Raw genomic sequence first — 21,947 nt, 5'->3', positions numbered from 1 at the left:
TCTTCTCCTCAGTATCTGCACATTAGCCTCCTCTTTGTGCAGATACTAACCCTCTTCTCCTCAGTATCTGCACATTAGCCTCCTCTTTGTGCAGATACTAACCCTCTTCTCCTCAGTATCTGCACATTAACCTTTTATTTCTGAATCTATCACTCACAATATATAAAGTCATTAAAAAACCCAATTCAAAGCCGAAAAATCAGCTTTGAATTGGGTTTTATCTTATTATTCATATATAACATAGCTCAAAAAGTCATACGGTAAGCAATTGTATAAGATAAAATGAACAGCATGTCTTAAGCAAGGAACCATTTGCGTGGCAACAATACCATGTCCAGTGTATTCCATCCTCTGCTTTAGCATTAACCTCAGTACCTTGGCCGTCGAACCTCTAATTTAGCCTTCAAGCCTCAGCACTTCAGCCTTCACACTTCAACCTCAGTAACTCCGACCTCAGCACTTCAGCCTTCTCACTTCACCCTCTGTGCCTGTCCCACATCCGCTCATTCCTTACCTCACAACCACATAACCACTCTTGATTGCTTCAACCACTGCTTGAGTACGGTCGTTAACACCCATTTTTTGTAAAATGTTACTCACATGATTTTTGACCGTTTTCTCACTAATGAAAAGTGTTTCACCAATAGCACGGTTACTTTGGCCATCCGTCATTAATTGAAGAACTTCGCACTCACGACGAGTTAAGATATGAAGAGGCTTACGATATTCGACTTCACGATAACCGATTGATTCTTCATGCTCATCATCCTCTGTCGCTAGACGACGGTACTCTTTGATTAAGTTATGCGTAACTTTAGGGTGAATATAAGCACCACCTGAAGCAACAACTTTAACCGCTTCAATTAAAGCATCTGCATCCATCTCTTTTAGCAAGTAACCAGCAGCACCTGTTTTTAGCACGTGAGTTACATACGATTCATCATCATGAATGGATAAAATAAGGACCTTAATATGTGGATAACGCTCAATTAATGACTTTGTTGCTTCGACACCATTAACATTTGGCATATTAATATCCATTAAAATAACATCTGGTTGATATTCTTCTACTAACTGAACAGCTTGTGAACCATCTTCACCATCAGCTACAATTTCAAAATCATTTTCCATCGCTAATATTCTTTTTACACCTTCACGGAATAATTGATGGTCATCAATTAATACGATTCGAATGCTCTTTTTTTCGGTTTCATTCATTTCAGTCACCTCTTTGAGTATGTAGTTAGTTTTCCTTATAAAAATGGCTACATCTTAATTATTGTCTTAATCTTTGTTAGAATTATGGCTGAATCTACTTGTTTTTGTAGTCGCTTTACTACATCATTCTCTAAAATGAGCAATACTACTTCTATATCAACCTTCCTCAGATATAAGCGGAATTTGCACTAATAAAGTAGTGCCTACATTTAAATGTGATTGGATATTCAAATCACCTTTTAACATATTCACTCGTTCTTTCATTCCCATTAATCCAAATGAACCTTCTTTTACGGAGGAGGGGTCGAAGCCTTTACCATTATCCTTAATAACCAATATCACTTTCGTTTTCTGGAATTCAATCTTCACTTGTATTTCGTCTGGTTCTGCATGCTTCACTGCATTTTGGATACCTTCTTGAACCAAGCGGAACATCGCTACTTCAAATTCCTGCGGCAATCTCTGCTCCTTACCAAGTGCCTTAAAAGAAACGATTACTTGATGGTGCTCCTCGAAATTCTTTAAATACTTTGATAAAGTTGGCATTAACCCTAAATCATCAAGTGCCATTGGACGTAAATCATAAATAATACGCCTGACTTCTGCTAATGAAGAGCGTACCATTTCCTTCAGTGAACGAATTTCCTTTAAAGCCTCGTCGATACCTTCTTCTTTATGAATCCGTTCAATTAACTCAGAACGAAGCATAACATTTGCCATCATTTGTGCAGGACCATCATGAATTTCCCTCGAAAGTCTCTTACGTTCACTTTCTTGAGCTTCGATTATCTTCAGACCAAACGCCTGTTTTTCCTTGGCACTTTGGATCACTTCACCAACGTGTTTTAGATCCTGAGATAAAAAGTTATAAACGACTGACATTTGTCCTGCTAACTGCTCGGCGCGTTCCACGGTGTCACCTAAATCAACAATTCGTCGCTCAATTGTATCACGTCTTTCACGTAATTGAAGCTCTTCTTGTCGTAATACGGCTAGTTCGACCTGGTAATTATTAGCTTGCTCATATACAGCTTGTACTTCCTTTGTGCTGTATTGGTCAAAATTCTTACTTACCTCAGCCAGACGATTTCGAGCATATCTTGCGTAAAGCTCTGTTTTGTCCGTATTCTCAATGATACGCGTCACCTTTAAACGAATTTCAAGTAATTCTTTTTGTAAAGATACATACTCCTGTCTCGACTTTTCGCTAATCTCGAAAATCTGCTCACGACTTTGCCCTACAGTATGTATCGTCTTTTCAATTATATCTTCAAGTACTGTTTGTCCACTCAAGCCTTTTCACCTACTTTTTTTACCAGAAATCAGTCAAAGGTCACAAATGAACATTATGTCCCTGTCCCTCATTGCTACATGAAAGACTTTCCGCTATCCTTATATTACACCAAAAAAAACTAAAATCCTATCTAGTTTCAAACATAATTCGATATAAATATGCTAATACGAATATGTTCATGACGAATAAAGCGGATATAATTACGTAGAATTGAATATTTAACTCTTCCATGCATAATGATGCGACAATTAAACCAATTCCTACCTTTAAATTTGTTCCTACATAACTTTTACCTTATGATTAGGAGTAAGGTTCTAATACCACACATAAAAGTCCACCAAAACAAAAAAACATTCTCTTCTATTAAACATGGCCTATTTTTACTACGATCCATCAAACAAGTTATCCGACAAGCCTATCCTAACAAACCTTTGTTACATATTGATTTCGGATTCTTGTAAAACTATGAAAAAAGCAGGTGATCATTTTTATGCTGGAGGCTTATAAGACCGTCAAAGGTTATGGTGAGCATGAACTAGTTATACAAAAATCTCGATTTATTTCCCATTTTGCTAGAATTAATTCTGAACAAGAAGCTCAGCAATTTATAGACACGATCAAAAAAAAGCATTCAAACGCGACTCATAATTGCTCTGCCTATATTCTTGGTGAGCATGACAACATTCAAAAAGCCAATGATGACGGGGAGCCAAGCGGAACAGCCGGAGTTCCGATGTTAGAAGTGTTGAAGAAAAGACAACTAAAAAATACCGCTGTCGTTGTAACTCGATATTTTGGAGGAATCAAACTCGGAGCAGGAGGCTTAATTCGAGCTTACGGTAGCTCCGTTAGTGAGGGGCTTAACCATGTTGGCGTTGTTGAACGAACACTTATGAAAGTCGTACACTGTTCCATTGATTATCACTGGCTAGGTAAAGTGGAAAACGAATTAAGACAGTCACATTATCCACTCAAAGAAATTTCTTATTTAGAAGACGTGACCGTGAAAGTATATGTAAAAGAAGATGAGTATCATCCGTTTACAGAGTGGATGAATGAATTAACGAACGGGCAAGTCACCATTCAAATTCATGATGAGATCTACTTAGAAAAGATAATTTAACCTACACCTTTTTGCACAATCTATCTAATAATATAGAGAGAATCTGATTTATAAAGGTATTACTTTACGCGAAACACAGGCGATTTGCTTGTGTTTTTTGTTTTTTTATAACACATAACTAGTAATTGTAAAAAAATCAAAAATATAAGGATTTACATTAATATGTAGAATATTACATTAATCGATAAAAGGAGGTGATTAATATGTTAAAAAAATTAGGTTTTCTTAGCACATGTTTTATTCTAAGTATTCTCTTTATTAGCGAACCAGCAACCATGAATGCATCAATAACCAATAAGTCTGATTAAGTACTCTTTGGAGTCAATTCACAAACTAGAACTGTAACTGTCCACAGGGCTTTCGACTCATTCTCCCCTCAAACAATTACTTACAGTGAACTTGGTTGGAGAGGGACTCTAACTAGAGTTAGCTATCGTTATACTGGAGATCATTATGTCGCCGAATTTAGAGGTACAGTTTCTTGTACATCAGTGTGTCCTATTCCATAGAGTGTTATTTAATTAGTGATTCTAATCAATGCCACCAACTCCTGGTGGTTTTGATTTGCATCTAAAAGACTCGCCTTGACCTTAATCGCAAAATGAATGAACTGTATTCCCACTCTATCACACTCTCTCATTCTAAAGAAATTCCTTCTCTCACTGTCACCTTCTTTTCATTTTCAAGTAGAGTGCAATTAACTATTTATGTCACTTAGTGGGTATACATCCTTCATAGTTTGTTAAGCCGTATACTACTTACCAGAACTGAGGTTTTAAGTAATACTACGTTTGAAGCTCTTTCCTCACCGAAAGAGCCAGAGTTTTCTACGCTACTAATAATAGAAAAAGCCAGTGAAAATTCGCTTAGGAAAATTCACTGGCTTTTCATTTTGAGATAAGATTTATCTCATCCTTCTTTTTTCTTTATCATTATTGCCCATCAACAACTGGCGAATCTTCTGTTACACCAATTTGATATCTGTACATTCCTGTACCATCACCGATATAAGCATTAGTTACACGCTTATTAACAGGATATAAAATCGCACGATATACAGTTGGGAATACAGGAACTTCCTCAACCATTAATTCTTGCCACTCATTATATACATCAATACGATAATCTACATCAAATGCTTCGTCAGAAATACCTCTTAATAATAATTCTGTGTTTTCATCTGTCGCATAACGGCTATAGTTCTGTGCTGCTTCTGGACCGTAAAGATTTAGAGGGTTAACATCGATACCTACACCCCAAGCACCTTGATAAATATCAATAGCCTCATCATCATTTTGAACGCGCTCATAGAATGTATTAAATTCTTGTAGACGTCCGTCCGTTAATTGAACGCGTAAACCTACTTCTTCCCACGCTTGGATATAGTAGTAGGATAACGGCTCAGCAATGTCTCCACCTTCCATGGAAGCAAAGTTGATCGTTAATTCATTGCCATCTTGATCTTCTCTAAATCCATCTCCATCAACATCCACAAAACCAGCATCATCTAATAACTGGTTCGCTAAATCAGGATTGTACTCACGACCAGGATTAGTAGCATCATGATATTCAGAGTGAGATGGTGGAATTAATGTCGTACCAGCCCATCTTAAACCATCATAGAATTGCTCACCGACAGCGTTATTATCTACAGCATGCCACATCGCTTGACGTAATTCCTTACTACCCATTTTTGAATTTTCAGGGTCATAGGCAACTACATTGTTCTCAGTATCCCATTTACCTAGTTTAAAACCGATATACGTATAAGCACGATCAGTAGTTCCTAACCAATCAATGTTTGTTGCATCAACATTGTCTGCATACTGGTCAGCTGGGAATGAGTTAATCATATCAATCTCACCAGAGCGTAAAGCCTCCATCGCAACGTTAGGGTTTACTACTCTAAGTGTTACGTTATCTAAAGCTGGCTCGCCTCTCCAGTAATCTTCATTTTTAGTTAAGGTGACAGATTCACCTGGTACAATTGAGTCTACTACATATGGACCGTAACCAATTGGATTGACACGAGTTGCATCATGTGCTGACATGTCTGCTACTTCGATATCCCCATAAATATGCTTCGCAAGTGGATAAGACCAAATCCCACCAGTTACTAATGAAGGTGTTGCATTGACAAAAGTAACGCGTAAAGTCTTTTCATCGATAATTTCAAGGCCTGAAATAGAGTCAGCTTCACCATTATGGTAATCCATAATACCTTCTACATTACGAACGGTTGCATTAAAGCGCTCAGCATCATAATCTGGGTGTGCAATAACTTCATAAGCAAACGCCCAATCTTCTGCTGTCACAGGCTCACCGTCATGCCAGTTTACATTATCCTTAATAGTAAGTGTAATGACACGATTGTCATCTGGATCGATTTCATACGTTGCGGCACCATCATTCGTGTAAACAAATGTTTCATCCCATGTAAACATACTTTCACTAAACCAATTTAAAATTTCTGCATCATACGTACCAGAGTAGAATACCCAGTTAAGAGTACCTTCGAATGGGTCACTTGACGAAAGTCCATAAGTTAACGAACCACCATCAATGATGTCCCCCCCTGTTTTAGTTTGGTCAAAATCGTCGATGGAATACAATCCATCGGTATTATCTTCTTCCTCTTCTGAACCGGGATCTTCTGTATCTGGATCCTCATTTGCATTGCCAGGCTCACTATCTGTTCCATTATCACTACACGCAGCCATGAATAAAACAAAACCGGCTAATAATGCAAGGAACAAGAAACGAAACTTGCTTTGAGACATGATTATTCCTCCCTTTTTATCCTCTTCTTTGTTTTGCGTCAGTCGCACGTTTGAGCGCTTGACCAACATTATTTATACTCAACATCATTACTAAAATCAATAATGATGCAGGTAACCAAATCCACCAACGATGTTCGAGTGTCCCAGGGTTTGTTGCATAACTAACTAATGTCCCGAGACTTGGTGTACTCTCAGGAAAACCGAAACCTAAAAACGATAATCCTGATTCAATGCCGATATTAGATGCTAAATTTAATGTCATCGTGACAATAATTAGCGACGTAATATTCGGTAGCACTTGTTTGAAAATAATACTCATATGTGAGCTTCCTAACGTTTTTGAAGCATTGACATAATCTAACTCCTTCTCCTGCAGGGCTTTCGAGCGAATTAACCTCGCAATCCCCATCCAAAGGAAAGTAGCCATAATAAGTGAGAAAGATGTAATCGAATAACTTGGTACAATCGCAACGAATACGATAATAATCATTAATGTTGGTAAAATCATAAAGAAATCCAAAATACGCATTAACACATTATCAATTTTGCCACCAAAGTAGCCAGCAACTAAACCAAAGACAATTCCAACAAAACCGCTGAGTAATGTTACAAGAAGGCCAATTGAAATGGAGTTACGCGTCCCAATAATGAGCTGTCCAAAGACGTCACGTCCACCATAATCAGTCCCTAACCAATAATCAGCGGAAGGTGGCTCATTACGCGAAAATAAATCGACTCGAACGATCTCTTTCTGATCGAGAATAAGCGATATACCATATACAAAAAGCATTAATAAAATGAAAAAAATCAATGAAACTAGAGCTAATTTATCTCGAACAATCTCACGCCAGATTACATTTAGACCTGAAGGCGTTTTGATCGGTTCTTCATTTACAATATTTTGTTGTTGTGCCACTATAGCTCACCTCCGGATTATTTGATTCGAATTCTTGGATCAACAATACTTAGAATAATATCTGACATTAACGCACCTAAAATCGCAGCCATTCCATACAAGAGGACGAGTGTTGCAACAACTGTTGTGTCCCTTTGTGTGATAGAGGATAAGAAGAGCTGTCCCATTCCAGGGTAACTAAAGATATTTTCAATAAATATCGTTCCACCAATTAAACCCGTAATCTCATAACCAAAGAAGGCAGCGATAGGTAATAATGAGTTTCTGAAAATGTGACGGTTATAGACACGAGATTCAGAGGCACCTTTAGAGCGAGCCGTTAAAATAAACTCTTTATGCTTCGTATCAATAATTTCACTGCGCAAATATTGAACCGTTGATACTGTGGTAATTAACGCCATTGATAAAGACGGTAAAATTAAGTGATACACCTTACTAATAAAATAATCAAAGGTTCCTGGTGTTAACCCAGGCTGAACACTACCACTCGTTGGGAACCAACCTAAATTAAATCCAAATACAAACACCATTAATAGTGCAAAAATAAATAGCGGTGCCGCAAAACCAAGATACGTATATCCCGTAATAGCACGGTCTAACATCGTATCATTATATCGACCACTTATAATACCTAAAGGAATCGCAAGTAAATACGTGAAAAATAAAGTCATAACTGATAGCCACACTGTATTCCAAATTCTATCCGAAATTAGTGCCGTAACATCCATTTTATATCGGAAGGATTGACCAAAATCCCCTTGCACTGCATTCGTAATCCAATTAAAGTATTGAATATACCAAGGATCATTTAAGCCTAAGCGTTCACGTTGCTGTGCTTGCACTTCTGGACCTGCATTGGGGTCAATCAAGCCCGTTAAAGCATCCCCTGGCATTAATTGTGCTAAGAAGAAGATGACAACACTTAATACGAATATTTGTGGAATCATAATTAAGATTCGTCTGATAATAAAAGTCCACATATTCTATTGTCCCTCCTTCGGTAAAGCCACATAGTGCGTCTCAGAAATTGGTCTTAAGTCATAGGCTAAGCCATCTTTATCAAAATAATAGTCTTTGGATTCTTCGTATTCTCTTTTGACTTCTTCTCGTAATAACGTTTGCCTCTGACGATTTTTTGGATTAATATCAGGAATCGCTGAAATCAAACGCTTCGTGTAAATATGCTGCGGGTTTGTGTAAATATCCTCAGCCGTCCCTTCCTCAACAAGCCTTCCTTTATACATAATGCCGATTCGGTCACACATATGACGAATAATCCCCAAATCATGGCTAATTAATAAATACGTTAATCCCAAATCAGCTTGGATGTCTTTCATAAAATTCAAAACTTGTGCTTGTACAGATACATCGAGTGCTGATACAGGCTCATCCGCAATAATTAATTTAGGATTTAAAGCAATCGCTCGTGCAATCCCAATTCGTTGCCTTTGACCACCTGAGAATTCATGTGGATATTTAAAAATCGCTTCTTTGCTTAACCCTACTTGCTCCATTAATTCTTCCACTCGAGCTCTACGTCCTGCTCGGTCTAGGTCCTCATAATTCTTTAAAGGTTCTGAAATAACATCAATGATGCGTTTCTTTGGATTTAATGAAGAATACGGATCTTGGAAAATCATTTGAATATCCCTTTTGTTCGCTCCTGAACGCTTACCAGCTAAATTCGCTTCTTCAAACATTACATCACCAGCAGTAATCTCGTTCAGTCCAATAATCGCCCGTCCTGTTGTTGTTTTACCAGAACCAGACTCCCCTACTAATCCGTAAGTTTGTCCTTTAGGCAACCGAAGAGAGACACCATTTACGGCCTTGACATGGTCTACAACTCTTCTTAATACGCCTCCACGAATAGGAAAGTGAACGTGTAAATTATCAACTTTTAATAGGTCTTGCATTGTTCACATCCCCTTTCTGATCGTCTTCGAAGTGAAAGCTCTTATAACAACTACAGCGAACAAAATGTCCTGGTTTAACCTCGTGTAGCTCAGGATTTTCCTCATGTGCTTCCTCTGGAATCCAAGGAATCCGTGCTTTAAAGCGACACCCTTGTCTTGGAAGACTAGGTAACGGCGGAACAATACCTTGAATCACGTGTAATCGCTCATTCTTTTTATCTGTGGATGGTACAGATTCTAAAAGGGAGCGTGTATACGGGTGCTTAGGATTTTCAAATAGTTCTTCCACTGGTGCCATCTCAACGATTTGACCTGCATACATAACAGCGACTCGGTCAGCCATTTCTGCTACTACACCAAGGTCATGTGTGATCAATATAACACCAGCATCCATTTTTTCTTTGAGTTCCTTCATTAAATCAAGAATCTGTGCTTGAATTGTTACATCTAAAGCGGTTGTTGGTTCATCCGCTACTAAAAATGCTGGATTATTAGCAATCGCAATCGCAATAACAACACGCTGTCTCATTCCACCGGATAATTCGTGTGGATATTGATTATAAACACGACTAGGGTTCGGAATTCCAACATTGTCTAGTAACTCTAGTACTCTAGCTTTTCGTTGCTCTTTATTCATTTTGGTATGGAGAAGTAATGTCTCGTCAATCTGAGCTCCTACGACCATTAATGGATTCAGGGCTGTTAATGGATCTTGGAAAATCATCCCCATTTCAGCACCACGTAGCTTATTTAATTTCGCAGCTGAGATATGGGCTAAGTCATAGTCTTTATAAAAGATATGCCCATCAATTTTTGAGTTTTTCGGGTTATGGAATCCCATAATTGAAAAGGCAAGAGCACTTTTCCCGCAACCAGACTCACCTACGATCGCTACAATTTCGTTCTTATTTACTTCCAAAGATACTCCATCAACTGCTGCATGATACTCATCTTTTATCCGAAAGGATGTTTGTAAATTCTGAATTTTGAGTAGTTGATTCGTCATTTTCTCACTCCATTACTATTTTCTTCTAGGTGCCCTTCTCCATTCACGATATAAGAAAAAGAATCCTTATACTGCTTTAGCTCAATACTGACATCAACGGTATCAATACCTTCTAATTGAGCAAGCTCTCCATTTACGAAGTCAACTAGTGCTTCATTGTTCTTAAAATAGGCCTGCAAAATCAAGTCATGCCTACCAGAAAATACACCCACAAATCTTACTTCCCTACACTGATTAAGTTTCATGGCCACTTGTTCCTGATAACCAAGCTTAGTGGCAATACCTATGATTGCCTGCACTTGAAGACCAATCTTATTTGGGTCCATATGAATGATGAATTCAAATACCTTTTCGTTTAACATTCGGTTAATCCTTGAGCGAATGGTCCCTTCGCTAACTTCTAATAGCTTGGCCACTTCTGAATAAGGACGTTTCCCATTTTGCTGTAATAGCTTTAATATGGATACATCTAATGCATCGAGCTTCGACATTGCACTCACTCATTTCATCCCTACTGTTTATTCATGATATTTGAATGAGTTGTTATGGTAGGAATCGCTCAATATGAACTCACTTATATTCCCTTTAAAAAAAAACGTAACTCACATACTCGAAATATCAAAAATTCTGTAAATTTTACTAAATTGTTACGAAATATGTTTTTTTCTCAAAGAACGAATAAACATATTGTAAAATATTCGACAGACTTTTTCAATATTAAAATAATATTTTCTTTGTAAAATTTTCTGACTTAATGATATTTCTGACAAATACAACTATTATTCTCTTTATTTTATAAAGAAATAATTACGATTTATTCAAAAATGAATCTTATATTTTACGAATTTTATATCTTATTAACTTCATAAACTTTTATGCTTTTATCCTTTTAAGCTTTACTAGGATATAATAAAGTCACTTTTTGTCTATGAATAATCGAAATATTATGACATTATTATGTAACATTATTGAAACATCCACTTAATAAAAATACATGACTTCTAATGCTTTGTAAATGCTTTTTCTATATTCAACATTATTATTCTACTTATTTTTACAAAATCCTCCCAATACTTTACATTGCTTAAATTTATCTTTCCACTTTACGTAGAGGAGATTTTTCGATAAAATTGTAGAGATATCGTCTTAATGTAACATAAATATATAGAAGATTCGTAGTTTATGCGAACCATGATGGTAAGCCCCTTACATTCTTTTATAGGAAACCATCTATCTACATGGAGTTTCATTTAAGATAATGATTAAATCCTTTTTTATTTCATTTACGTCTTATATTATATGTACTTTTATGAATAAAATTGAATACCTTTTAATTAGAGGAAGTGAGGTATGAACGTGGATAACACCCGAATTAAAAATAGAAAAAAACGAAGTCGTCGTAAAGTGTTCCGAACGATTTTTATATTTATAACTCTTTGTTTCCTTGTTATTGGTGGGGCGATTTTTTACTCAGCGGTCAAACTTAACTCAGCAATTACTGGTGCAGCGGAACCTGAACTCGACCGTGGTGACAAATCAGAAATGCGTACAGAAGCCGTAAATCCAAGTAAAGACAATTTCTCTGTCTTACTATTAGGAGATGATTCTCGCCCAGGTGAATCAAGAGCAAGAACCGATGCCATGATTGTGGCTACCTTTAATAAGGATGATAAAAGTATCATATTAACAAGTATTCCAAGAGATACTCGAGTTGAAATGGTTGGCCTTGGTTACCAAGATAAAATTAATCACGCACATGCTCGTGGCGGTCTTAACATGACGATTAATACGGTTGAGAACTTTTTAGATATTCCTATTGATTATTATGGATATGTTCGATTTGATGGTCTTGTACAAGTGGTCGATGCATTAGGTGGCATTGAAGTGGATGTTCCATTTGATTTTACTTTTAATGAAGTAAGCACAGATAGTTACAATCTACAATTCTTTGAAGGACCACAAGTATTAAATGGTAAAGAAGCATTAGCTTTTGCACGAATGAGAAAAGAAGACCCTCGCGGTGATTTCGGTCGAGGAGAACGTCAGCAGCAAGTAATTGAAGGAATTATCAAACAAGCGGCTAGCTTTTCTACCCTTACACGTTTTGATGATTTAATTGATACTTTAGGTGACAACTTAGGTACGAACCTTTCATTTGCTAATTTAGTTGCACTTCACCGATATGCTGGTTCATTAAATGATATTGAAAAACATCAAGTAAAAGGTGATGACATACGGATTAATGGCGTCTTTTATATTGAGCCTAACCAACTATATGTAACAGACCTACAAACTAGACTAAAGCAACACTTAGAGATTGACGGACATAGTACCAATGACCCTAATCCATTCGCAGATGATGAGGTTGAACAATCAGAAAGTACGGATACGGGAACATATTAATATAGTCATTTATGAAACTTTGTTAAAAGCCTAACTTCATGTTAGGCTTTTATTTTGCGTATTGAATCAACATTTCGACAAATTCCGTCCTAGTACTTTGTCCCTTTTTATATAAAATTAACGAATTTCTTAGAAAAACCTCTTAACTTTTCCAAGAAAATAAACGATAATAGACTATGAAACTACTATTATTTTACATAGGTCTTAAGGACCAGATTGGAGGGATTTCAAATCAAGTCTTTAAAAACTGAAAAGTGGTTCATTTTGAGTATGCTTGCTTTACTTTTCTTCTTATTTCCGGTTGAAAAGGCTGAGGCCTCATCCTCATATCAAATAACCAACTACAACACGAATTACCAAAACGCTTTAGACCTACACTTTAACAATAAGGCTCAAACGGATAAAAACTATGATGTCTATATTCGTTCTGATTCATTAAGAGTGAGCGGTTCAACCGGCGAGGTAACCGGGACAGGTCGTTGGAATGTTCGTGGTGGGCCAGGAACAAACTTCTGGGTTGTCGGTCAGGTCAATGCTGGGTCAAAACTGACGGTTTTAGGTTCAGAGAAGGCTAAAGATGGAACAAACTTTACTTGGTATAAAATCCAGTTTAATCAAAATTGGGTAAATGCAAGTAAAGCAGATATCGATCAAGTTCTGAATCCAAACAATGTTTCCCCTACACATAACCATTTTTATCAATTCCTTGACCTAAGCTCTAGTGTTGGATTAAATGCAAAAGCACTAAATGACTCTGTCTTAGCAGGTCGAGGAATTTTAGCTGGTAAGGGACAAGCATTTATTGACGCAAGTAAGCAACATAGTGTGAATGAGATTTATTTAATTTCACATGCTTTACTCGAAACAGGTAATGGTAATTCACAGTTAGCAAGAGGTATGGAAGTCGGTCTTGACTCGAATGGAAAACCGCAATTAGCTACTTCAAGCAACCGCAGCAGCCTAAAAGATATCAAAATGGTTTATAACATGTTTGGGTATGGAGCATTTGATAGCTGTGCGAAAAGCTGTGGAGCTGAATACGCTTATTCGCAAGGATGGTTTTCACCAGAACAAGCCATTATTGGTGGTGCATGGTTAGTCGGTAACAACTATGTTAACAATGGACAAGAGACATTGTACAAAATGCGTTGGAACCCAGCTAATCCAAACGGAAGGAAATATGCAACAGACATAGGTTGGGCTGTAAAGCAAACAAGTCGTATGGCTAACCTTTATAATCAACTGAGCTCTTCTTCCAAAAGTTACGATATCCCTAGATATCAATCTCAACCAGGAACAGCTCCTGATTATTCCGTTATTGCAGAAGGTAATTTAACTACGTATCCAACTGGAGTTATCGGTGAAACAACGGCTAATGTTAATTTCCGTTCATCACCTAACACATCAGGCAACACTCTCATCCGTACTCTTAATAGTGGTACAAAGGTTGAAGTACACGGTGTTAACCAAAATGACTGGTACCGTGTCAAGGTTGGTAACCAGGAAGGATGGTTATCTGCAGAGTATGTAAACGTGAAAAACTTATTCCAAGTTAAAACGTCTGGCGCTAACCTTAATGTCCGAAACAGTGCCGGTGGTGCAGTCGTTGGAAATGTATCTAACAATCAATTAATCGTTGCTCGAGTTAATAATTCAGACAACCCTGTCACAAGTGGCACCTGGATGCAAATCCGTCACGGAAATGGTTCAGCTTGGGTAAGTCGTGACTTTGTTTCGCAACTTGGATCTAAAGCAATGCCTAGTGACCCAAGCCATGTCACTCGTTTAAATGGTTTAACACGCTACGACACTTCTGCTATGTTAAGTCAACAAGGATGGAACTCTTCTGATGTAGTCATTTTAGCTCGTGGAGACCGCTTTTCCGATGCGTTAGCAGGCGTTCCTTTAGCTAAAAAACATGACGCACCACTCCTAATTTCTCGAAGCGAACGATTAGACAACGCCACAAAAAAAGAACTTGAGCGTTTAAAAGCTAAAAAAGTAATAATCTTAGGTGGACCAATTGCAATTAGTGAGCCTGTTGAAAATTCAATTAAGAGTATGGGTATTCAAACAGAAAGAATCGCTGGCCTTACTCTAAATGATACTGCTGCATTAATCGCAAAAGAGGTTTCCCCTAATGGTTCAAATAAAGCTATCATTGTAAGTAACGAACGTTTTCACGATGCCTTATCTATCGCATCGTATGCTGGGAAAAATCAAGTTCCGATTTTATTAGCAAATACTCAAGGTATTCCTAAAGCAACTAGAGATGCTTTAAATAGTTTAAATGTCAATGAAACTCTTGTGTTAGGTGGACCTCTAGTTATTTCTAATCAAGCTGTAAATACCTTACCAAATGTTACACGATTAGATGGCCTTACTAGATTCGATACAAATGTAATGGCCCTTGAGTACTCAAAGCCTAGCCAAGACAATCTATATGTTGTGACATCAAACGACTTTCCTGACGGACTATCAGCCGCTGCTTTAGCTGCTAAACAAAATGCAGGTGTTATCATTGTAGATAATGGAGTTCATAATAGGACAAGTTCATATATTAATGGAATCAATCCAAAGTCAGTCACGATTCTTGGAGGAGATTTAGCCATTAATAACAATACGTACAATCAACTTATTAATCTCTTTAGATAAAAAAGAGGAGTAAAGGTTTTACCTTTGCTCCTCTTCTTTTATTTTATAAACTAGCCTTTGTTTTTGACAAATCATTACTCTTTTCTTCATTTCCGCCTTCAGCTTGCGATTTATTTAAAACTACAATTAATGTTTTAAATAAAATCGTTATATCGAGCCATACTGAATAATGCCTAATGTAATAAAGATCAAACTTCATTTTTCTCTCAGGACTTGTTGTATAATTACCAAGTACTTGAGCGTAACCTGTAATTCCTGGTTTTACGCTATTTCTATACGTAAACCATCTGTTTTCTTTTTCAAATTGCTTCGTAAAAAACTCACGCTCTGGTCTTGGCCCTACTAATGACATATCTCCACGTAATACATTCATTAATTGAGGTAACTCGTCAATTCTTGTCTTTCGTAAAAATGCACCCGATCTGGTAATCCGATTATCCTTACTCTTCGCTAATACAGGACCAGTCTTAGCTTCAGCATTCACAATCATGGAACGGAATTTCAAAACATAAAATGGCTTTAAATTTTTTCCCATACGTTCTTGCTTGAAAAAGACTGGACCACGATCTTCAAGCTTTACAAATAAAGCAGCTATGAGCATAATGGGTAACGTTACAATTAATAAAAGTGCAGATACAACGATATCAATTAACCTCTTTATAATTTCTTGACCCTTCGTTAAATTAAATGGCTTTACTTGTATCACCATTGAATCTCCTAATGTAGTAACAGAGGATTTCATGACAAATAAGTCATTCATATTCGGAATCACATATGCAAGCTTCATTTGCTTCATTGCATAGTACAAAATTTCATTTTTTCGCTTTTCATTAACACCAGAACCGATAAAGATATAGCTGTAATGTGTAAGCTGTTGAGCCAAATCCTTCATGCCAACTACATTAGAGATTCGGGCTAAACCTGTAGAGCTAGTAATAATATTCGAGGCAACTAAATTATCAGCCATCAATTCATGTTCTTCCTCATCACCAATAAAAACAGCACGGTCTTTAAACTTCTCACTAGTTACACGAATATAAATCAATTTCCACGCAAGCATTAATGCAAATGACATAAAATGAGCCATCAATATAACTGAACGTGGTAAAGCGAATTCACGAAAAAAGAACGAAGCCGCCGTCGTAAAAATAAACATAAAGCCTACCGTCACAATTAATTTACGTACGATATCATATTTATCACGTAACACAAGCCGATCTAATTCAAAGGTGTATATTAAAAATACCCCAATTAACATAACCCAAGGGAATAAACTAATAAAAGCATCAATATTACGCTCCTGAATAACGCGATAATTTGAAGCAATGACAAATGAAATCGTATATGAAAATAGAATTATTAATATATCAACAAGTACAATCGAAAATCGTGAAGTTTTTTCAGGAAATATATTGGACATAAAAAAACTCCTAGCATTTATAAGATAAATAGTCTAGGAGTATTTTAACACATTTTCTATATAAAAAGTGTTTTTCTAAATTATTTCGTTACTTTTACAAGGTAACCATAACTATCCATTCAAATAAGGTTAAGTATGAGCTTGGATATCTTCAAACAATTTTTCCCACTCTAAACCAATTTGATCAATTTCAAATCTCTTTACGCTAATCAAGCCTTCTTTTGCTATTTGCTCACGTAAGTTCTTATCTCGCATTAATAACGCTAATTTTTCAGCGAACTCTTTGACATTCCCATTATCAACTAAAATACCATCCACATTATTATTTATAATTTCACTAGGACCTTTAGGGCAATCATAGCTTACTACCGGTACACCACATTGCATGGCCTCTACAATAACCATCCCAAAGCCTTCAAAGCGAGAACTCAAAGCATAGATGGACGATTTCGCTAATTCCTTTTCAATATTCTTTGTTGGCCCCATAAGAATAACATTATTATACAAATGATATTGTTGAATTAAAGCTTCTAGCATTTTCTTGTCCCTACCAAAACCAAAAATCTTTACTCTCCAGTCCGGGAATTCGTCTTTTATATAATTAAATGACTCAATTAATAAATCAAACCCCTTTTGTTCTACAAGTCTCCCAGCTGCCATAATTGTTTTCTCTTCAAGATTAGAAACCATTGATTCAAGTTTAGGAATCGAATTTGTTATCTTTCGAACTTCTACGCTTTTCCCTTCGAAGCTTCTTGTATATTCAACGGTATCATCGTCCGTTAAAGTTAATAAGTAATCCAGCTTCGCATAATTTTTCAACATTGATTTCTTTAATCGTTTTGGATATATATCAATATTTAGGTGCTCTTGTCCAACGAGCGTCACCCCTTTATTAGCATATTTTACAGCTAATAAGTTAAAGCTCGGTCTGGTAGTTATTAAAATTCCACTATTTATTTTCTTTATATATGAAATTATTTTTATATCCGTTAAGAGTCTAAAAGTTCGATAAGCCTCATCTTGATAATGAATAGCAAGGCTCGGTAGTTTTAAAAATTGATTCGCTACTTTGGTTTTTACATCTTTCCCTTTACTATTTCTTGTAACCGTATCGTGAAGTACAGTCACTTTAATCCGAGGATCGATTTCAAAAAAACCTTGAGCCTGCCTTTTAAAAACACTAATAATTTCTACATCATAGTTTTTTTCCGCCAAATAGTTAGCAACATTTAGAACAGTTCTTCCTGTACCACCCATTCCAAATATATTATAAACTAAAAAATGTATCTTCATTTAAAAACCGCCTACCTTAGAAGATTTACTTAAAAACTTGTTCTATTACCCTTTGAGATGCATTTCCGTCTTCTAAATGACAGAATCGCTTTCTAAAATCTTGATAAAGTTGCTGATAATCATTATGAACTCCATCAATATTTTGAATGACATCAAGAAGCTCTGCTTCCGTCTGTACAATAGGTCCTGGTGCCTCATTTAAGAAATCAAAATAAAAGCCTCTTATTTGAGAGCCATATCTCATTAAATCAAACGCAAAGAAGATTATAGGTCTATTTAAATTAGCATAGTCAAACATGACGGATGAGTAATCAGTAATTAATATATCTGATATTAAGTATAATTCCTTAATATCATTATAATATGTCACATTATATATAAAATCTTCATATCCAGATACATGAAACCTTGCTGCATCAAAATAATGTAACCTTAGAAGCAGAACGTATTCATCTCCGAATTTTTTATAAAAGTTCTCAATATCAAATTTAAATTCATAAGGCTCATGTTTCTTTTCATTATCACGCCATGTTGGTGCATATAAAATAACCTTTTTATCTGGAGGGATATTTAAAATCCGTTTTATTTCCCCAGCTTTAGTTTCAATATTATTTTGATAAAAAATATCATTTCTTGGATATCCTACATTTAAAACTTCTTTATTAAAGTCATATGCTCTACTTAATATCTCTGACGTATATTCATTTGGACCGATGAGATAATCCCACTTTTTAACTCTTTTCATCAATTGAGGTGACGTATTTTCACCATAAGATGCTGATGATGGACTAATATCATACCCCAATTTTTTTAGTGGTGTCCCATGCCATGTTTGTAGATAAACCATTCCATCTTTTTTCTCAAAAAAGTCAGGGAAATTACCGTTATTAACCAAGAATTTACTTGAAGCCATATAATAAAAATACATGAGTGAAAATGGTTTTACTTTTTTAGCAGTCCCTAGAATTTCTGTGTGTTTATCTTTAATTACCCAGATAGCATCCAAATCACTTCTTTGCTTGACCATTTCTTCATAAATAGCACGAGGGTTACAAGCATAACTATTGCCATAGAAACTTTGGAAAATGACTCGATTATTATTAACAGGAATTAACTTATATAATAATTTGTACAGCCTTTCATAGGCTCCTCTTCCTGTCAATTTTTTTACCCACCTAGATTTTCTTTTGAAATTTCTCTTTATTTCTATATCAGGTGGTATATCCATAATAAATTGAGCTTTTTTATTGGGAGAAAACTCAATTTCGATCTTTAATGAATCAAATCTAAGCATTGATCTGACTGTTTTTTCATCTAGTTCTAAAGAGTCTGCTTTAAAAATAGCATTATGTTCAGTTGTTGACGATTTCGTTTTATTAAGGTGGATTGATACTGGTATAACCAAACTTTGACCATTAATCCCTTTTAACGTGATTTTACCAGTACTTACTCTAGGTACATTATTATTTGGCTCCATGATATTAATAAAACTATAAATTTCTAGCTTATTAGAAGCCAGTACCACATGCTCTACTTGCTTCTTGAAAATATAGTTTCTGATTAGTATTGATAAATCATCAGTCACTGTATAATAGGGTTTATATACAACCTGCTTATTTTCTAAATCATTCGTGATTAATTGAGGAAATTGAATTTTATTCTGCTTTTGTTCAATTCCATCTAAATGGGTTTTAATTCTATAACGTTCACCTTCATATAGAAAATATAAATCCCATATGCCTTCTTTAAGGCCGTAATCTCTAAACAATTTTGGCATCTTCATATCTAGAGAAAATTTGGATTCAGCGACTGTTATTGGAAGAGTCACCATTGTATCTACTTGTCGCTTCTGAAGTAAAATCTTCTGTGGTCCATCGAAGCTTTCATATTTACTTAAATTATATAATATTTCTCCATTCACAATAATTGACTCATCCCGTACATAAACACTTGAAGCTTCAACATGTAAATCATAATTAAATATATTTAACTCTAAACCATCACGCTTTTTTGTAACAGAAAGTTTTCTAGTTCCAGCTTCTGTTTCCATTAATTCAAGCTCTTTAAACGATTTTAATTTAGTATCGTCCATTAACAAAGCCGCTGTATACACTTCTTCATCTGACCCGTCGTATTCTAAACTCATATAAAGTTCATATGGATAATTAAACTTCTCTTCATTTAAATCCATAGGTATTTTAACAGTAAAACCAGAATTATCGTATATACGGTCAATACCAAATTGCTCAGTAACATCATGCCTTATAATATTATCGCAAACAAATTCTAACTGTTCATTTTCATTATTACTGAATATAACCTTTTTAGTAATTCCCTTACCAACTGGTAAATTCTTCCCAGGGCTAAAAGCAAAACCATTAATGTTCAGGGAGCCTTTGTTATCTAAGTACAATTCCTCAATATAACCGAGTACATCATTTTGTTTGATTTGGAACGACCAATTCTGATGCACGGTTGCATATGAATAAAAGAGAAAACTAGATACATTAAATAGTTCTTTACTTTCATTAAAGGCATGTCGAATCCTTATTCTTTCCTTCAACTCCACAGTAAAAATATCAAGGGATAAATCCCATATCCCTTGATATAAATCATCAAAAACTTCTTTTAATGTTATTTCTATGTCAATAGAAAACTTTTCGTCAGGATTTTTTAAAGCAAATGCAGGTAATTCTTTTTCTTCCTTGTTTTCACGTGATACGAGAATTAATTTACCTTGTATACCATTGTTTTTATGAATAGCATCTTTTAATTCACTTCCCATAACCACTGACAAGGTAAAAGTCATTTTATTATTAATTTCAAGTGCATAAGCCGTACATTTGGTTTTCTCTTGCACGTCCCATAACGATTCCCATAACCCCATTCATTAAACCTCCGTTACTAACATTAATACTTTTAATTTATTTGTGTATGCTCTTCAACAATCTCTTTCATACGTTCAACAAGTGGTGTCTTTAATTCACTATTTTTTAAAGCAAATTCTAGTGTAGTTAATACAAAACCTAATTTCTCACCAACATCATAGCGCGTTCCCTCAAAATCATAAGCAAAGACACCCTTACTCTGATTTAACCTTTGAATGGCGTCTGTAAGTTGAATTTCTCCGCCCGCACCAACCTCTTGATTTTCTAAATATGGAAAAATATCTGGTGTCAATACATACCTCCCCATTATCGCTAAATTGGAAGGAGCTTCAGTAACGGATGGTTTTTCAACAAAATTCTTCACTTCATAAAGTCTACCCTCATTTGAACTTGGATCAATTATGCCATAACGGTCTGTTTCAAGTTCTGGAACAGTTTGAACACCTATAACAGATGAACCCGTTTTCTCGTACTGTCTAATCAATTGCTCAATACAAGGATCATTAGATTCAACTATATCATCACCCAATAAAACAGCAAAAGGCTCATCACCAATAAATTTCCTAGCACACCATATAGCATGTCCGAGTCCTTTAGGCTCTTTTTGACGAATATAATGAATATCTGCCATTTTTGTTGGTGCTTGTACTTTATCTAAAAGATCTAATTTTTGCTTAGATAATAAATTTTGCTCCAACTCAAATGCGTTATCAAAATGATCTTCAATAGCACGTTTTCCTTTACCCGTTACAATAATAATATCCTCAATACCTGATTTAATGGCTTCCTCTACTATATATTGAATCGTTGGTTTATCAACAATTGGTAACATTTCTTTAGGCATTGCTTTCGTAACAGGTAAAAATCTTGTCCCTAATCCTGCAGCTGGTATAACCGCTTTCTTCACTCTCTTCACAAAAAAACCTCCATTGTCTTTATGTTTATAGTTGAACATTTAGCCTTATTTTGATTTACATATTCAAAAAAATAATCATCACTTTAGTTTACCATAATCTCATTAAAACCACTCAT

At 35.7% G+C, this 21,947-nt stretch carries 15 protein-coding genes; 3 read left to right on the top strand and 12 right to left on the bottom strand.

Annotated elements, in window-relative coordinates:
* Positions 1 to 510 precede the first annotated feature (510 nt).
* Together PQ479_RS21190 and PQ479_RS21185 are read right to left on the bottom strand one after the other, a co-directional pair.
* Complete coding sequence (locus PQ479_RS21190) at positions 511 to 1,218, bottom strand: response regulator (protein WP_047987134.1); 708 nt, start codon at positions 1,216 to 1,218, stop codon at positions 511 to 513.
* A gap of 156 nt (positions 1,219 to 1,374) precedes the next feature.
* Positions 1,375 to 2,511: a sensor histidine kinase gene (locus PQ479_RS21185; protein ID WP_047987133.1), complete on the bottom strand. Its 1,137-nt coding sequence runs from the start codon at positions 2,509 to 2,511 to the stop codon at positions 1,375 to 1,377.
* 491 nt (positions 2,512 to 3,002) lie between these two features.
* Between PQ479_RS21185 and PQ479_RS21180 the strand changes: the two genes are divergently transcribed.
* Positions 3,003 to 3,635 (top strand): YigZ family protein, encoded by a 633-nt coding sequence (locus PQ479_RS21180; RefSeq protein ID WP_047987132.1) that lies wholly within the window; start codon positions 3,003 to 3,005, stop codon positions 3,633 to 3,635.
* A 932-nt stretch (positions 3,636 to 4,567) separates the two neighbouring features.
* On the opposite strand, the gene PQ479_RS21175 is transcribed toward PQ479_RS21180, so the two are convergent.
* The 6 genes from PQ479_RS21175 to PQ479_RS21150 are packed head-to-tail and all read right to left on the bottom strand — an operon-like array spanning position 4,568 to position 10,744.
* The gene (locus PQ479_RS21175; protein WP_047987131.1) at positions 4,568 to 6,415 is read right to left on the bottom strand and encodes an oligopeptide ABC transporter substrate-binding protein; all 1,848 of its coding nucleotides are present in this window, start codon (positions 6,413 to 6,415) and stop codon (positions 4,568 to 4,570) included.
* Between the two features lie 16 nt (positions 6,416 to 6,431).
* Positions 6,432 to 7,331: an ABC transporter permease gene (locus PQ479_RS21170; protein ID WP_047987130.1), complete on the bottom strand. Its 900-nt coding sequence runs from the start codon at positions 7,329 to 7,331 to the stop codon at positions 6,432 to 6,434.
* Positions 7,332 to 7,348: 17 nt separating this feature from the next.
* Positions 7,349 to 8,311: an oligopeptide ABC transporter permease gene (opp4B, locus tag PQ479_RS21165; RefSeq protein ID WP_047987129.1), complete on the bottom strand. Its 963-nt coding sequence runs from the start codon at positions 8,309 to 8,311 to the stop codon at positions 7,349 to 7,351.
* A 3-nt stretch (positions 8,312 to 8,314) separates the two neighbouring features.
* The gene (locus PQ479_RS21160; protein ID WP_047987128.1) at positions 8,315 to 9,247 is read right to left on the bottom strand and encodes an ABC transporter ATP-binding protein; all 933 of its coding nucleotides are present in this window, start codon (positions 9,245 to 9,247) and stop codon (positions 8,315 to 8,317) included.
* The gene (locus tag PQ479_RS21155) at positions 9,225 to 10,253 is read right to left on the bottom strand and encodes an ABC transporter ATP-binding protein (RefSeq protein WP_047987127.1); all 1,029 of its coding nucleotides are present in this window, start codon (positions 10,251 to 10,253) and stop codon (positions 9,225 to 9,227) included. The genes PQ479_RS21160 and PQ479_RS21155 overlap by 23 nt, the downstream gene beginning before the upstream one ends.
* Positions 10,250 to 10,744 (bottom strand): Lrp/AsnC family transcriptional regulator, encoded by a 495-nt coding sequence (locus PQ479_RS21150; RefSeq protein ID WP_047987126.1) that lies wholly within the window; start codon positions 10,742 to 10,744, stop codon positions 10,250 to 10,252. The genes PQ479_RS21155 and PQ479_RS21150 overlap by 4 nt, the downstream gene beginning before the upstream one ends.
* An 859-nt stretch (positions 10,745 to 11,603) precedes the next feature.
* Between PQ479_RS21150 and PQ479_RS21145 the strand changes: the two genes are divergently transcribed.
* A complete protein-coding gene (locus PQ479_RS21145; protein ID WP_047987125.1) occupies positions 11,604 to 12,656 on the top strand; it encodes an LCP family glycopolymer transferase in 1,053 nt (350 codons plus the stop codon).
* 270 nt (positions 12,657 to 12,926) lie between these two features.
* Entirely contained in the window at positions 12,927 to 15,311 is a 2,385-nt protein-coding gene (locus PQ479_RS21140; RefSeq protein ID WP_273717199.1) for a cell wall-binding repeat-containing protein, read from the top strand.
* A 43-nt stretch (positions 15,312 to 15,354) separates the two neighbouring features.
* On the opposite strand, the gene PQ479_RS21135 is transcribed toward PQ479_RS21140, so the two are convergent.
* The 4 genes from PQ479_RS21135 to galU all read right to left on the bottom strand — a co-directional run bounded on the left by PQ479_RS21135 (position 15,355) and on the right by galU (position 21,831).
* The gene (locus PQ479_RS21135; RefSeq protein WP_047987124.1) at positions 15,355 to 16,731 is read right to left on the bottom strand and encodes a sugar transferase; all 1,377 of its coding nucleotides are present in this window, start codon (positions 16,729 to 16,731) and stop codon (positions 15,355 to 15,357) included.
* A gap of 129 nt (positions 16,732 to 16,860) precedes the next feature.
* Positions 16,861 to 18,027 carry a glycosyltransferase family 4 protein gene (locus tag PQ479_RS21130; RefSeq protein WP_047987123.1) on the bottom strand — a complete coding sequence of 389 codons (1,167 nt, stop codon included), beginning with the start codon at positions 18,025 to 18,027 and terminating at the stop codon, positions 16,861 to 16,863.
* Between the two features lie 25 nt (positions 18,028 to 18,052).
* Positions 18,053 to 20,914, bottom strand: a complete 2,862-nt coding sequence (locus PQ479_RS21125) for a CDP-glycerol glycerophosphotransferase family protein (protein ID WP_047987122.1) — start codon at positions 20,912 to 20,914, stop codon at positions 18,053 to 18,055.
* A 32-nt stretch (positions 20,915 to 20,946) separates the two neighbouring features.
* Positions 20,947 to 21,831: a UTP--glucose-1-phosphate uridylyltransferase GalU gene (gene galU / locus PQ479_RS21120; protein ID WP_047987121.1), complete on the bottom strand. Its 885-nt coding sequence runs from the start codon at positions 21,829 to 21,831 to the stop codon at positions 20,947 to 20,949.
* Positions 21,832 to 21,947: the final 116 nt, after the last annotated feature.

This window comes from Alkalihalobacillus pseudalcaliphilus, assembly GCF_028610675.1.
Taxonomy (GTDB): Bacteria; Bacillota; Bacilli; order Bacillales; family Bacillaceae_D; genus Alkalihalobacillus; species Alkalihalobacillus pseudalcaliphilus.
This window is presented reverse-complemented; position numbering and strand designations above follow the sequence as displayed.